The 13,987-nt window shown below is 61.2% G+C and carries 10 protein-coding genes; 4 read left to right on the forward strand and 6 right to left on the reverse strand.

Features of this window, described 5'->3' with window-relative positions; all coding sequences use genetic code 11:
• The first annotated feature begins 47 nt into the window (after positions 1-47).
• The 4 genes from leuA to CAURIC_RS10400 all read left to right on the forward strand — a co-directional run bounded on the left by leuA (position 48) and on the right by CAURIC_RS10400 (position 5,967).
• Complete coding sequence (leuA, locus tag CAURIC_RS10385) at positions 48-1,874, forward strand: 2-isopropylmalate synthase (protein ID WP_290182767.1); 1,827 nt, start codon at positions 48-50, stop codon at positions 1,872-1,874.
• 100 nt (positions 1,875-1,974) lie between these two features.
• Positions 1,975-3,609, forward strand: a complete 1,635-nt coding sequence (locus CAURIC_RS10390) for a hypothetical protein (protein WP_052095110.1) — start codon at positions 1,975-1,977, stop codon at positions 3,607-3,609.
• An 87-nt stretch (positions 3,610-3,696) separates the two neighbouring features.
• On the forward strand, positions 3,697-5,133 hold the full coding sequence (locus CAURIC_RS10395) for a MurT ligase domain-containing protein (protein ID WP_235700799.1): 1,437 nt from the start codon (positions 3,697-3,699) through the stop codon (positions 5,131-5,133).
• A gap of 6 nt (positions 5,134-5,139) precedes the next feature.
• On the forward strand, positions 5,140-5,967 hold the full coding sequence (locus CAURIC_RS10400; protein ID WP_070434545.1) for a type 1 glutamine amidotransferase: 828 nt from the start codon (positions 5,140-5,142) through the stop codon (positions 5,965-5,967).
• Between the two features lie 791 nt (positions 5,968-6,758).
• On the opposite strand, the gene CAURIC_RS10405 is transcribed toward CAURIC_RS10400, so the two are convergent.
• The 6 genes from CAURIC_RS10405 to CAURIC_RS10430 form a co-directional block, all read right to left on the reverse strand.
• Positions 6,759-7,211 carry a DoxX family protein gene (locus CAURIC_RS10405; protein ID WP_052095111.1) on the reverse strand — a complete coding sequence of 151 codons (453 nt, stop codon included), beginning with the start codon at positions 7,209-7,211 and terminating at the stop codon, positions 6,759-6,761.
• Positions 7,212-7,461: 250 nt separating this feature from the next.
• Positions 7,462-8,118: a recombination mediator RecR gene (locus tag CAURIC_RS10410; RefSeq protein ID WP_035115196.1), complete on the reverse strand. Its 657-nt coding sequence runs from the start codon at positions 8,116-8,118 to the stop codon at positions 7,462-7,464.
• Positions 8,119-8,433 (reverse strand): YbaB/EbfC family nucleoid-associated protein, encoded by a 315-nt coding sequence (locus tag CAURIC_RS10415; RefSeq protein WP_035115198.1) that lies wholly within the window; start codon positions 8,431-8,433, stop codon positions 8,119-8,121.
• A 173-nt stretch (positions 8,434-8,606) separates the two neighbouring features.
• Positions 8,607-11,672 (reverse strand): DNA polymerase III subunit gamma and tau, encoded by a 3,066-nt coding sequence (locus tag CAURIC_RS10420; protein ID WP_290182768.1) that lies wholly within the window; start codon positions 11,670-11,672, stop codon positions 8,607-8,609.
• 83 nt (positions 11,673-11,755) lie between these two features.
• Positions 11,756-12,298 carry a suppressor of fused domain protein gene (locus CAURIC_RS10425; RefSeq protein ID WP_235700801.1) on the reverse strand — a complete coding sequence of 181 codons (543 nt, stop codon included), beginning with the start codon at positions 12,296-12,298 and terminating at the stop codon, positions 11,756-11,758.
• A 94-nt stretch (positions 12,299-12,392) separates the two neighbouring features.
• Positions 12,393-13,769: an aspartate aminotransferase type Ic gene (locus CAURIC_RS10430; RefSeq protein ID WP_084588217.1), complete on the reverse strand. Its 1,377-nt coding sequence runs from the start codon at positions 13,767-13,769 to the stop codon at positions 12,393-12,395.
• Positions 13,770-13,987 lie beyond the last annotated feature (218 nt).

Raw genomic sequence — 13,987 nt, forward strand, 5'->3', positions numbered from 1 at the left:
CGCAACGGTGATTAGCTGGAACCAACCCATAAGGAAGGGATTTCAACATGTCCACGAACGATACTTTCATTTCCGCTCCCGCCCAGATCACCACACCAAACGGTGCCACCCCCAGCGATCAACCCGCATGGAACAAACAGCGCAACTCCACCATGCCTTCCGGTCGCTACATGCCATTCCATGAAGAGGTGGAGCACATCACCCTGCCCGACCGCACTTGGCCGGACAAGATCATCGACCGTGCACCGCAGTGGTGCGCTGTGGACCTGCGCGATGGTAATCAAGCTCTGATTGATCCTATGAGCCCGGAACGTAAGCGCCGCATGTTCGAACTGCTGGTGCAAATGGGTTACAAAGAAATTGAGGTGGGATTCCCCTCGGCTTCCCAAACTGATTTCAACTTCGTCCGTGAGATCATCGAAAACAACATGATCCCGGACGACGTAACCATCCAGGTTTTGGTCCAGGCCCGCGAGCACCTGATTCGCCGCACCTTCGAAGCCTGCTCCGGAGCGAAAAACGTCATCGTCCACTTCTACAACTCCACATCCAAGCTGCAGCGCCGCGTAGTCTTCCGGAAGGACAAGGAAGCCATCAAGCAGCTGGCTACCGATGCCGCGCATCTGGTTAAAGAAGTGGCGAAGGACTACCCAGATACCAATTGGCGCTGGGAATACTCCCCAGAGTCCTACACCGGCACGGAAGTCGCCTACGCCAAGGAAGTGTGCGATGCCGTCATTGAGGTGCTGGATCCCACTCCAGAAAACCCCGTCATCATCAACCTGCCTTCGACAGTGGAGATGATCACGCCAAACGTGTACGCCGATTCCATCGAATGGATGCACCGCAACCTGGCCCGGCGCGATTCCATCATCCTGTCCCTGCACCCGCACAACGACCGTGGTACGGGTGTGGCAACCGCCGAGCTGGGTTACATGGCTGGAGCTGATCGCATCGAAGGCTGTCTGTTCGGCAACGGCGAGCGCACGGGCAACGTATGCCTGGTAACGCTGGGCCTGAACATGCTGACCCAGGGCGTCGACCCACAAATTGATTTCAGCGACATCGACCAGATCCGCCGCACAGTAGAGTACTGCAACCAGCTGCGGGTGCCAGAACGCCACCCATACGGCGGCGACTTGGTGTTCACTGCGTTCTCGGGGTCACACCAGGATGCCATTAACAAGGGTATCGACGCCCTCGCGAATGCGGTCAAACCAGGCGCTAGGCCTCAGGACATTTCCGACGAAGAATTCCGGAAGCAGACCTGGGAAGTACCGTACCTGCCCATCGACCCGAAGGATGTGGGCCGTACTTACGAGGCCGTCATTCGTGTGAACAGTCAGTCAGGTAAGGGCGGCGTGGCCTACATCATGAAGACTGATCACGGCATGGATCTGCCGCGACCGATGCAGGTGGAATTTTCCTCGGTTGTACAGGCCGTGACCGATGCCGAAGGAGGCGAAATCAACACCAAGGCAATGTGGGATATCTTCGCCGGCGAATACCTGGACCGGGAGAACCCGCTGGAGGCCATTTCCCTAACCGTGGACGGCGGCCAGAGCGAAGGTGAGGAAGCCAAGGTGACCGCGCAGGTTATCTACAAGGGTGAACAGCAAACCCTGCAGGGGCGTGGCAACGGCCCGGTGGCAGCGTACTGCAACGCACTGGAATCCCTGGGAGTAGATGTGGAAGTTCAGGAGTACACGCAGCACGCGCGTACCTCGGGTGATGATGCGGAGGCCGCCGCGTACGTTCTGGCTGACGTTAACGGGACCAAGGTGTGGGGCGTGGGCATTGCAGGCTCTATTACTTACGCCTCCCTCAAAGCGATCACGTCCGCAGTCAACCGCGGCGCGCAGCCTGCGGTGTAGCGCACTGGTTGGCCCCCATTAAGCGCCCCTTTTTCGGTGGCGGATCCGCCACGCGGGGTTGATTCGGTAATGTCCGGCGGTCAACGTAACATCGCTAACTATGAATGATCACGAGTCGCAGGCGAACCCGGGATCGCGCCAGCCGGCTCGTCACGGCACGCCCGGCGGACACAACCACGCGAACAACGGCACGCCCGGTGGGAGCAACCACGCGAACAACGGCACGCCCGGCGGGAACAACCACGCCAACAACGGCACCCCCGGCGGACACAACCACGCGAACAACGGAGGAAATAACACCCCTGGGCCACGGCGGCGCGTTCGCCGTCGCGTCACCCGTCGCGCTGGCGGGCCAATAGATGCGCAAACCGCTGCGCAGAATCTCGCGGCCAAGCGCAGCGCGCAGGCCTCCCGCCGAGCGGCCGAAGCTCCCTCGTCCACAGGCCCCAACCGCTCCTCCGAGCACAAACGTCACGGTGAGATCCCGACCAAGGAAGCCGCACCGTTCGTCACGCTGGAAATATCGACCTCGGGCATCCACCCCACCACGTCCCGCCTGATCGCGGCATCGTTGGTATTCTACGGCCCCAGCACCAATGCGGATGCCCCGGGCGAAGAGGTCGCGGCGGTGACATTGCGTTTCAACCCGGGCGAGGACATCGGTCCGTGGCATTTGCACGGTTTCCATACCGGGGACGTGGCCCAGGAGCCGAGCTTCACCAACTCCACCGACTCCGTGTTCCTGGCCCTCGACGGCCGCACTGTGGTGCTGCACCAATGCGCGATGACGTGGGGATTCATCATGCAGGAGTTCAAACGCGCCCAACGCACGCTCAACCGTTCGCGACGCGGTCGGGGTGGTCGTGGCCGTGGACGCGGGCAGTCCAATCCCCCGCCGAAAATCGCGCTGCCGGCGCCTACTCGCATCATCGATACGCTGGCCACCTCGCGGCGACAATCGCTGGTGTGCTTCGACTCGCGTATCCGGGCGGTAACGGCCGCCTACGTGGATCGTTTGGGAAGGGACGACGCCACCCTGCCCGCCTCTACCTTGCCTGAGCTGGGGGCGAAGGCATCCCAAGAGCGCGGTCGCACGAATCCCATCGACCTCATGGAAGCCGACGCCCGCTTGGTTACAGCGCTGTTGCTCATGCAATTGCAGGTGGCCGCGGCTGATGGTGGAGATATCGCGGAGATCAACCCCGGGGAGCTCACGGCCGACCAATTCGGTCTGCAGCGCAGCTCCATCCGTGTCGATGCTGCGAATGCCCCGCGGCCGCACGTGAACCCCGGCCAGCTGCCCAGCGGTGGGCAGCTGGTGCAGGGCATGGAGTTTGTGATCAGCCCCGATGTCGCGATGGACCCCGATGTCCTCATCGCCACGGCAGTGCGCGAGGGATTGGTGTACTCGGAGAAGCTGAATCGCCGCAGCTCGTTGGTGGTGTGTAACACCAACCACGAGCTGCGGGGCAAGGCGATGCACGCGGATCGCAAAGGGATACCGCTAGTTAACGACACGGATTTCCTAGCGCTCCTCGAAGACGTGCAGCCCGGGCAGTTAGAGGACAAGCCCCAGCGCCCTGGGGCTGGGGTCCGTCCGAATACGCGCGGGTGGAGCTCGCCTTCGCGCAGTTCGTCCGTTGTAGGAGTGACGAAGGTGCGGGGAGCGAGGCGTCGAGGTAAAAGGCGCGGCAGCGGCGGCCAACGAAACCAGAGGTCGGCGAACAACCGGTAAGGGTGCTCAAAGTCACCCGAACCATGCAGTAACGTGGTTGGGGTGAATAGAGCAGAATCACCTCGAACCGGTAAGGGACGCGGACGAATGAGCTTGCGATCCCGGGTGGCAACCGCAGCAGCTGATGCGGCAACGTGGGCATCTCGGAAAACGGGACGCGGCGCGGGCGGCATGATCGGAGGCCTCATTGCCGGGGCTATCGACCCGAACCTGCTGGCTAACCTAGGCGGCCAACGCCCAGTGGCTCTCATCACCGGCACCAACGGTAAATCCACCACCACACGCATGATGACCGCCGCCGTGCGTACTACCGGAAGTGTGTGCACCAACGAGGGTGGCGACAACATGGATGCTGGTGTGATCAGCGCATTGCTCTCTAGCCGGGATGCTGAGCACGTGATCTTGGAAGTAGACGAACTGCATGTACCCGCCATCGCCGAGAAGCTGGACGCGGACGTGCTGGTGCTGCTGAACCTATCGCGCGACCAGCTGGATCGTGTAGGGGAAATTAACAAGATCGAACGGGCCCTGCGCGCGTGCGTGGAGGCGCGGCCTTCCATGACCGTGGTGGCGAACTGCGATGATGTTCAGGTGACCTCCGTGGCCTGGGATAGCCCCAACGTCGTGTGGGTTTCCGCAGGGGCCGGCTGGGTAGGCGATTCCACCAGCTGCCCGCGCACGGGTGGTTCCATCATCCAGGACGGCCAAGAATGGTACGCCACCAAGAAGCTGCCCGATGGGCGCGAATTCCGCCGGCCCACCCCGCAGTGGACCGTCACCGACGAGGGACTGCGTGGCCCCGATAGCCAGCTGCGCCCACTGAACCTGAAGCTGCCTGGCGCCGCCAACCGCGGTAACGCCCTGCAAGCATTGGTGGGTGCGCTGGAACTGAACCCGGCAGTGCAGGTAGATCGGGCGATCGAGCAGATCGAGCGGGTTGATAACGTCGCCGGCCGCTACTCCACCGTTCAATTCGGCGCGCACCAAGTGCGGCTGATGCTGGCCAAGAACCCCGCAGGCTGGCAAGAAGCGCTATCCATGGTGGATCGCACCGCCGATAGTCTTGTGATTAGCGTGAATGGCCAGGTGGCTGACGGCCAGGACCTATCGTGGCTGTGGGACGTGAAGTTCGAGAAGTTCGAAAGCCAGTACGTAGTTGCTGCGGGCGAGCGCGGTACGGACTTGGCTGTGCGCTTGGGTTATGCCTCCGTGGTGCACGATCTGGTGAAAGATACGGTTGAGGCCATCAAGCAATGCCCGCCCGGGCGCGTGGAAGTACTGGCCAACTACACGGCTTTCCGCGATCTGAAGCGCGTGCTGGATCGCGAGGGCGCGGTGATTGATTCCCCGGAGACCGACCCTAGGGCGACTAACACTACCCCCGCCGATCCCGCAGCGGACCCCGCAGCCGGCCCCAGCGGGGATCACGCTCACGAGGCCAACCACCACCCGAACGCCGAACCCACCACCGACCACACTCGCCCCACCACCCCCACCACCGACCACCCCACCACGAAGGAGTAAGCGACGATGAGCGATATCTACGCCGATGGGCGCGATAATAAAGCCCAGCTGCACATCGGGCTGATCCTTCCCGATGTGTTGGGAACATACGGCGATGATGGCAATGCCCTCGTGCTGCGCCAGCGCGCACGCCTGCGCGGCATTACCGCGGAGATTGTCCCGATCAAGCTGGGCCAGGCCGTCCCGGAATCCTTGGACCTGTACACGGTAGGTGGTGGCGAGGACACCGCGCAGATCCTCGCCGCGGAGCACCTCATCGCCGATGGTGGTATTGCCCGCGCCGTCAAGGCTGGCCGCCCGGTGCTGGCCATTTGCGCTGGCTTGCAGGTATTCGGCCAGTCCTTCCGGGCTTCGGATCGTATGGTTGATGGTCTTGGTTTGATCGACGCCACCACGTCCGCCCTAGAAAAGCGCATGATCGGGGAGATCGCTTCCACCCCACTCGCGGATCCGCACCATCCCGTGACCAGCCAGCTATCTGAACCGCTGACGGGCTTCGCCAATCACATGGGTGCCACGATCTTGGGCAAAGATGCCACACCGCTGGGTCGTTTGACGAAGGGCACGGGTAATTCCGATGAGCACGCGGCGCGCGGAGTGGGATTGGGATCCCACGAGGTAGAGCCGCAGATCAAAGCCGAGGGTGCCGTACAGGGATCCGTGGTGGCCACGTACATGCACGGCCCGGTGCTGGCACGCAACCCCCAGTTGGCCGATGCACTGCTAGCTGCCGCGATGGGCATCACTATCTCGGAGCTACCTGCCGTGGAAAGCGGATTCGGCGTGCAGCTGGACCGCGAGGTAGCGAAACTGCGCCGGGAGCGCCTGGGTTAGTCGGGGTGGCGAAACTGCGTCGGGAGCGCCTGGGTTAGTCGGGGTGGAGTGGGTTGGTTAGGAAAGACCATTCGAGATGAGAGCATTTTCCCCGATAGTCCCATTAGGGGCAGGAAGACTAGACAACATGAAGAAGTTCTCTAAATAAGCTTCTCCCGAGCGAATCGTGACCAATCTCAACAGAGCTCAAACCATGAAAGAAACTGGACGTACCATAGCAAAAGTTGTCGAGAGAAACGCTGCTGCTCTGGCTGGAATGTTCGCATACTGGGGTTGGCAGTGCCGAGGTAGCTGGTAAGCGCTCGGTGTTCTAAGCAGAATGAAAGGGACCGATGGAATGGAAAAACTGAGAAAGTTCCTAATCAGGTGGATTATCATGATCCTGACCATTGGAGCGTATGTTCTGTTTCGAGATGCTGTTGGGTGGGATGAGAGTTTAGACTGGTCACGGTTCGCAGGCTCCACTGCCCTGGGGACTCTTGGCGTTTTCCTTCTAACTGTCTACTCAGGCAAGAAGACAAAATGATCTAACTCCATGCCTTTCAAGCCGCCCGCTGTTGTATACCCTACCCGCCCGCACTCCTATGCTTGCGTGGCTACACCAAGTGTCCAGACGAACTTAACGGGTTAAGTAGCAGAAGGGGCTGCGGACTCTTTTGCTACTTAACCCCACCGTCGCATCGACCAACCGAGCTTACCGATCTCTGCAGATTAGAGCAGCCCTGACCGACGATTGGGACGCCGCCGCAGTGCACGTCGCGAACACTCTCCCAGCACGCAACTGTCCTGTCTCAATCATGAACTCGGACGTCACCGTGAGAACGGTCAAGTCCCAGCCGCGCAACGCTGCGCATCATTGGAATCTGAGCTGGCACACGTGCCAACGCGATCCCCTTCGCCAGTGCGGGCTTGTTTCGATAATCCCACGCCATCTTGATGTTCCCCGGCCACACTCCCAACAGGAACAGTGCGGTGGCCGGCCCCACCACCTGGTTCAGGGTGCGCTGGGCAGAGCGCTGACGCGAGACGTTCTTCCCCGTCGTTGCAGCGATGGTGAGCCCGCCGATCAAACCGGCCAAACCCAGTTCCACCACTCCACTTCCGATGGTCCAATCACGGCGGGACCCGGGCAGTTCCTCAGGCACTAAGTCGTCGAACACTTCGGGCTTCACAAAGTGCAGCACACCCGCGGTGCCAAACACTTGCGCCCACACTGCCGATCGAATAATAGTTTTCCGTTTCATTTAGCCCTTCTGCTGTTGGTGTCTATGCACTTGCTCGTGTCTGCCCACGTCAGCTCCTATGTGTTCGCGTTTGCTCGTATCTGCGCGCGCATGTCCGTGTGTCTGTTCGCACCAGTGCCGAACTAGCCCAGTGTCCAACGAGCCCAAACCCCAACTAGCCCAGTGCCGAACTAGCCCAAACCCCAACTAGCCCAGTGCTCAACTAACCCCGACCCGAACTAACTCAGTACCGAACAAACTCAGTACCGTACTAACCCAGCGCCGTGCGCCCAGCGAATGCGCGCGACAGCGTGAGTTCGTCAACGAACTCCAAGTCGCCACCCATCGGAATCCCCGAGGCCAAGCGGGTGACTTTCAAGCCCGGGAAGTCCTTGAGTAACCTGCCGAGGTAACTGGCCGTTGCCTCGCCTTCGGTATTGGGATCGGTGGCGATGATCACTTCCTCGATCTCAGGAGCGGGATCGTAGACCACCTCTTCGCCCTCTCCCGGGCGAGCCACGTCATTGAGAACACCACCGATTCTTTGGACCAGCGGCGTCACATTAAGTTCTTTTGGCCCAACCCCTGCCAGCGGGTCCAAGGCTCCGCCGAGCACGTGGTAGCGCCCGCGGTATTCGGCCGTGCGCTCGATGACTTGTATGTCCTTGGACTCTTCCACCACGCAAATGATGGATTTATCGCGCGAGGAATCCGCGCAGATCCGGCAGATGTCCTCTTGCGAGATGTTGTGACAGATACGGCAGAACGCCACCCCGTCTTGCAACCTACCCAATGCCTCTTGGAAGCGCCGTAGGTCTTCCGATTCGACCTCCATGAGGTGCAGTGCAATGCGCTGCGCACTTTTGGGGCCGATGCCGGGCAGGCGCGAGAACTCGTCGATGACGTCCTGCAGCGGTCCTTCGAACAATTAGAAACCCATGCCGTTCAGGCCCTGGGACAGAGGTCCCATCTTTTCCTCGGCAAGCGCCTGTAGCTTCTTGTTGGCATCCTGGAATGCGCCCACGATGAGGTCCTGCAGCGTTTCAACGTCCTCTGGATCGACGACCTCTGGTTTCAGGGTGAGGTTCTGAACCTCGCCGCCGCCGGACAGGGTCAGGGACACCAGGCCGTTGCCCGCGGTGCCTTCTACGGAGGAAGCAACGATCTCGCGTTGTGCTTCCTGCAGCTGAGCCTGCATCTGCTGTGCCTGCTGCATGAGCTGGTTCATGTCTGGCTGAGTCATAGCCACGCCTTTCGTTAAAAGTTTGCGTTTACCCGAACTACTGTACCGATTGCCTCAGACATCGTCCCCTGCATCGCGCGCAAGTTCGCTGCCAGCATGCACAATCGGGCGCGGGCCCGCCGCGAAGGTTCTGTCTTCTGCTGTGCCTTCCTATCGCACGCGCTTGCCACAGCCTATCGCACACGTTCGCCGCCCAAGTGCTTCTCAATGAGCTCACCCGCTACCTCCAGGGGTGTGCGGTGATCTAATTCGCCACGCTCACCGCGGCCGAGCTCCTCAAGGATCTCCTCTTCCTGCTTCCGCCGCAGCTCTTGCTCGCTGGCTGGTCGCGCTTGTCGCGCTGATTGCCCGGGCTGGGAGCCCTCGCCATTGCCATTTCCGTATCCCGCACCGGGGTGCGGTTGGTCGTTGCCGTTCGGGTGGTTGGCCGTCTTGTCCACCGACGCCCCGCTGGCCGCCCCACCCCCGTAGAAATTGGGGTCGGGTGGTCCACTTTCCCATGGGTCCTCAGGCGGTTCATCAGGCAAAGGAACCCCATTAAAACCATTGGCTCGGTTGTAGTCCTGCGTGGACCGCATCCGGTCCATTCGCGCGCGCCAGCCGGTTGGCTCACCCTGGGGTTGTGTGGCGGGTTGTGCAGCAGACTGTGTGGAGCCCTCCGCACCCGGTGCACCGTTAGGCGCCGACCCGAACTGTCCCTTTCCTTGAATGGCCCCATGGGTTGCACTCTCCGAGCGCGCCACGGAGTGTGCTGGTCCGCGTGCTTCGGCCATAGCGCGGGCACGCTCAAGGGCGCTGACTGGACCTGGTTCATGTGGCCCATTGGCTTCCGCGGGAGCGTCTTCTGCAGCGGTTTTTGATTCCGTGAGACCACGGCCTTCCGCGGGGTTCGATTCCGCGGGAGCGACTTCTGCAGCGGTGTTTGGTTCCGTGAGATCACGGTCTTCCGCGGGAGCGCTTACATGCGCCGGTCCCGAGTCCACAGGATCGTAGTGCTCCGCGGATCTCGCTCCCGCAGGGTCGCTCTCGTCGGCGGAATCCGATTCCGCGGAGGCCGCTTTGACCTCGCGGTTATCCTCACCCACGGGAACACTTTGCCCCGTGGAGGCAATCACTCGAATTGCTTGGCCCGACACTGCTTGCGCTGCCTGCACCAATACAGCAGCATTCGCACCGTTGTTGAGGTAATTCGCCAGCGCTCCTGTGTGGTGTTTCACGTAGAGCTTCCGTGATTCAACCGGGGACGGTTGCTCGGGATAAGGCTGAGCATCACGCGCAGCCACCCATGTCGAGAGGTGCTCCGCCTTCAATTGCTCCAGGAGTGCTTGCCACAACTCGCCTGTATGTGAGATACCCGCCTTCGGGGCAGGCTGCGCACCAGCATCGGGCGCAGCAGCCGAGGAAGCAACCGTTCCATATTCATCGGGCGCGGCAGCCGAGGAGGCGACCGTTCCATCCTCATCGGGCGCGGCCTCCATGGCCACGGAATCGTTCGGCGCTGGGTCCCTAGGTGCTGCATCTATGGGCGCCGCATCGGTACGTGCCTCATCTGTAGGTGCCGCATCGGTAGGTGCCTCATCTGAGGGCGCCGCATCGGTAGGTGCTGCCAAGTGTTCACCACTGGAGGCACCGTCTTCGGGTGGTGCCGATTGTTCACCGCTCGACGCAGCACCGTAGGGTTCTGCCGGTTGCTCAACGGCAGGGTCAGCATTAGGCCCAGACGGTTGATCGGATGTGCCTCGGTGTCGATCGAGAATCTCGCGCGCATGACGCGCTTGGGCCAGCACATCATCCTCACCCAGCCCCGGCGCGCCACTCGTTCCAGACGCATCTGGCGCAACAGACTTCGCGACCTGCTGCTCCACCTGTACCGGCTGGGCCTGTTGCCGTTGCAACTGCTCCTGCTCTTCACGGGCCTCACGGGCCTCGCGGGCCTCGCGCTCGCGACGGTCCTTCGGGCGCTCGTATCGGGGCCGGGGTGTATCCCCACCAGCCGCCCCCGCAGCACCGGCCCCCGCACCCGGAACAACAGCGCCCGAACCGACCGCACCAGCACCCCGGCTGGCACCAGCACCGGGTACCTGCAACCCACCGCCACGCTCCAGTTGCTCCACGCGCTGCGCCAAGGATTCGACGGTCATGCCCGCTGCCGGCAAAGCCATGCGCGCACACATGATCTCCAGCAACAACCGTGGCGCCGTAGCCCCGCGCATCTGCTGCAAGCTCTCATTCACCAAGGCCGTGCATCGCGTGAGTGTTGCCTGTCCCAACTGCTGCGACTGCTCTAGCAATCGCTCTTCCACGTCCTTCGGCGCGTTCACCAGCCCCCTGCTCACCGCATCGGGAACCGCGAACACCATCAGCAGGTCACGGAACCTATCCAATAGATCCTCAGCGAATCGGCGCGGGTCGTAGCCAGCATCGATGACCTCATCCACCACGGTGAACAAGCCCGCTTGATCCTGGTCTGCCAGGGATTCGACGGCTCTATCGATCAGCGTGGCGTCGGTCATACCAAGTACCCCAACGGCGCGCTCGTAGGTCACCCCGTCGGGCCCCGCACCAGCCAGCAATTGGTCCATGATGGACAGGGAATCACGTGGGGATCCGCCACCGGCCCGGATCACCAGCGGGTACACGGCTTCCTCCACCGGCACGCCCTCGCCCGAGACCACACTTTCCAACAGCCCGCGCATATCCGGGGGAGTCAGCAATCGGAACGGGTAATTGTGCGTACGCGAACGGATGGTCGCCAGCATCTTTTCCGGCTCGGTGGTGGCGAAGATAAAGATCAGGTGCTCCGGTGGTTCCTCCACGATCTTCAGCAGCGCATTGAAACCCGACTGGGAAATCATGTGAGCCTCGTCGATGATGATCACGCGATAACGCGATTCAGCAGGCGCGAAAAATGCACGTTCCCGCAGATCACGCATATCTTCCACACCGTTGTGCGTGGCCGCATCAATTTCCGTGACATCCAAGTGCCCCGCCCCACCAGGCGCCAGAGCCCGGCATGAATCGCACTTGCCACACGGCGTGGAGGTGGGCCCCTCCACACAATTCAATGACCGCGCCATGATGCGCGCCGAAGACGTCTTGCCACAACCACGGGGGCCGGAGAACAAATAAGCATGGTTAATCCGGCCACTGTCCAACGCTGTGGAAAGCGGTTCTGTCACATGCGCCTGGCCGACCACTTCCGCAAACGTGGACGGGCGATATTTCCGGTAAAGAGCCACGCCCCTAACACTACAGCCGGCCCGCGACATCCCACCCAATCCAATCGATGAAGTGGGCTACGCGCAGTCGACTCTTACCCTTTCTACCTCCAGGGGTTGTGCAGGTCGGCTCCTGTTTCCACGAGCTTTTGTTGAAGTTTATCGACGCCCTGCTGCTCCGCGATATCTAGTTCCTCGTCAGTTAACATCACCAGCTGCACGGGGAGCGTAAGGCGTCCGGGGTGGGTAAACTCCACCGCCGCGCCAAAGCCTTCTTGTGCTTCCTTAGAACGGCGCCCGGCGGTGGCTACCTCGTGCAAGTGCGGTACGCCATCTTCCCAGAGGAACGGAACGACCAGTAGACCGTGCTTGGCCGTCATTGTGGAGTCCAGCGAACTGGCCAATTCAGGCAAAAGCAGTCCGGGTTGGGGACTGAGGGTAAATGGGTCCTGAGAGATCATTGCCGCGACCCCCGAGACCAAGTGAGCGGCCCGATCGGTATGCCCGCGTACGACTGTAATGAACTCGACGCGCAGGTCGGAGCCGTCCTCGGTCTCCAGGCCCGCTTCGATGCGCGCCGCGTCCGTCGTCATGGCGACCGTCTCCGCGGAGCTGTCGGCGTCGGAACCAAGATGGACCTGAAGCACCGTGAACTCCGGAAACGATTCTGCGATCCGGTGAGTGAAAGCCTGCGCCCCCTCGGGTAAAAGGCCCTCGGCCCAGTGGAGAGTCTCTTCAGTATTAATTCTTGCCCTCCCCTTCAGTGGCGAAATCTTCCGGCTTGGATTCGGCGGAGGTGGACCCGTGGGCCTGGGTATCGCCCTGTCCGTGGTCAGCGCCGTTTTCCAACGCTTCGACCGTAGCCTTCAGCACGCAGATGGCGAAGACCGTCATTGCGGTATCCAACTGATCCAGCGGTGGCATAGAAGGAGCTAGGCGCAGGTTGCGGTCGTTGGGGTCCTTCTTCAATGGGAAAGTCGATCCAGCTGGGGTAAGGACTACTCCGGCCTGTTTGGCCAGTTCCACAGTACGGGCCGCAGTTCCATCCACGAGGTCCACGGAGATGAAGTAGCCACCTTCCGGGCGGGTCCACTGTGCAACGTTGAGGCCGCCCAGGCGATCATCCAAGATGTCCAGAACGCGCTGGAACTTCGGAGCCAGGGAGCTTGCGTGCTTGCGCATCACAGCGCGCACCCCGTCCACGCTGCCGAAGAATTGAGCGTGCGCCAGCTGATTGACCTTGTTTGGACCGATGCCCCGGACGTTAGCGATGGATTTGTACCAATCCAGGTTTTCGGAACTGGAGGCGAAGAACGCCACTCCGGCACCCGCGAAGGTGATCTTGGAAGTGGAGGACATGAACCAGAAACGGTTGGGGTTCCCAGCTTCCTCGGCAAGCTGCAGGATATTGACAACTGGTGGGAATTCGTCGGTCAGGGTGTGCACCGCGTAGGCGTTATCCCACACGATGCGGAAATCGGGTGCGCCGGTCTCCATGTCGGCTAGGGCGCGGCAGACATCCCCGGAGTAGATAGCCCCTGTCGGGTTAGAGAACATGGGCACGGTCCACATGCCCTTGACTGCAGGGTCCTTTACCAGTTCACGCACCGCATCCATATCCGGACCTTCGTCGGTCATGGGGACAGTGAGCATCTCGAACCCGAAAAGCTCAGTGATGGAGTGGTGGCGATCGTAACCCGGCACAGGGCAAATCCACTTCACCTTGTCCCCTGTGGCGGCCTCGGCAGACCAAGGCCGCGGGGAATCGTTGTTGCCGAAAGTGTAAGACCAGCTGATGAGATCAAACGCGATGTTAAGGGAGGAGGAATCGCCGGCGATCACGTTGCCCACCGGTAAGCCCAACGTATCGGCCCAGATTTGGCGAATATCCGTGATGCCTAAAAGGCCACCGTAATTGCGGGTATCCACGCCGTCCGAGGTGGTGAAATTGCCACCAGGCAGGGAAAGCAGATCGGTGCTGAAGTCTAGCTGCTCTGCCGATGGCTTCCCGCGGGTCAGATCCAGCTTCAACCCTTGGTTCTTGAGCTCTTCATATTCCTGATTGACCTGGTCCTTGAGGTTGAGGAGTTGGTCTGCATTTACGTCCGTGATCTGCATGCCGAGCCTTCCTGTTCGGGGATTTCCGGGTAGTCACATGGCCGAGGCGGGGGATGCTACGGCGTGATTGTTTGCCGAGGCGCTTATCCGCTGGAGCTTTTACTCAATCCATAGTAGCGACACGGAGGCGGCCGCTAAATGCTGATGCACACGAAAAGTTGGTGCTGGGCATAACTCGCGTTTGCGATACACACCCCAATTCGATACAGCCACCCCAC

The organism is Corynebacterium auriscanis, assembly GCF_030408435.1.
Taxonomy (GTDB): Bacteria; Actinomycetota; Actinomycetes; order Mycobacteriales; family Mycobacteriaceae; genus Corynebacterium; species Corynebacterium auriscanis.

What these genes read in the sequence shown, in the direction of transcription:
- CAURIC_RS10400 (WP_070434545.1), top strand. Translation starts at nt 5,140, where the DNA reads ATGAGCGATATCTACGCCGATGGGCGCGATAATAAAGCCCAGCTGCAC.
- leuA (WP_290182767.1), top strand. Translation starts at nt 48, where the DNA reads ATGTCCACGAACGATACTTTCATTTCCGCTCCCGCCCAGATCACCACA.
- CAURIC_RS10390 (WP_052095110.1), top strand. Translation starts at nt 1,975, where the DNA reads ATGAATGATCACGAGTCGCAGGCGAACCCGGGATCGCGCCAGCCGGCT.
- CAURIC_RS10395 (WP_235700799.1), top strand. Translation starts at nt 3,697, where the DNA reads ATGAGCTTGCGATCCCGGGTGGCAACCGCAGCAGCTGATGCGGCAACG.
- CAURIC_RS10430 (WP_084588217.1), bottom strand. Translation starts at nt 13,769, where the DNA reads ATGCAGATCACGGACGTAAATGCAGACCAACTCCTCAACCTCAAGGAC.
- CAURIC_RS10415 (WP_035115198.1), bottom strand. Translation starts at nt 8,433, where the DNA reads ATGACTCAGCCAGACATGAACCAGCTCATGCAGCAGGCACAGCAGATG.
- CAURIC_RS10405 (WP_052095111.1), bottom strand. Translation starts at nt 7,211, where the DNA reads ATGAAACGGAAAACTATTATTCGATCGGCAGTGTGGGCGCAAGTGTTT.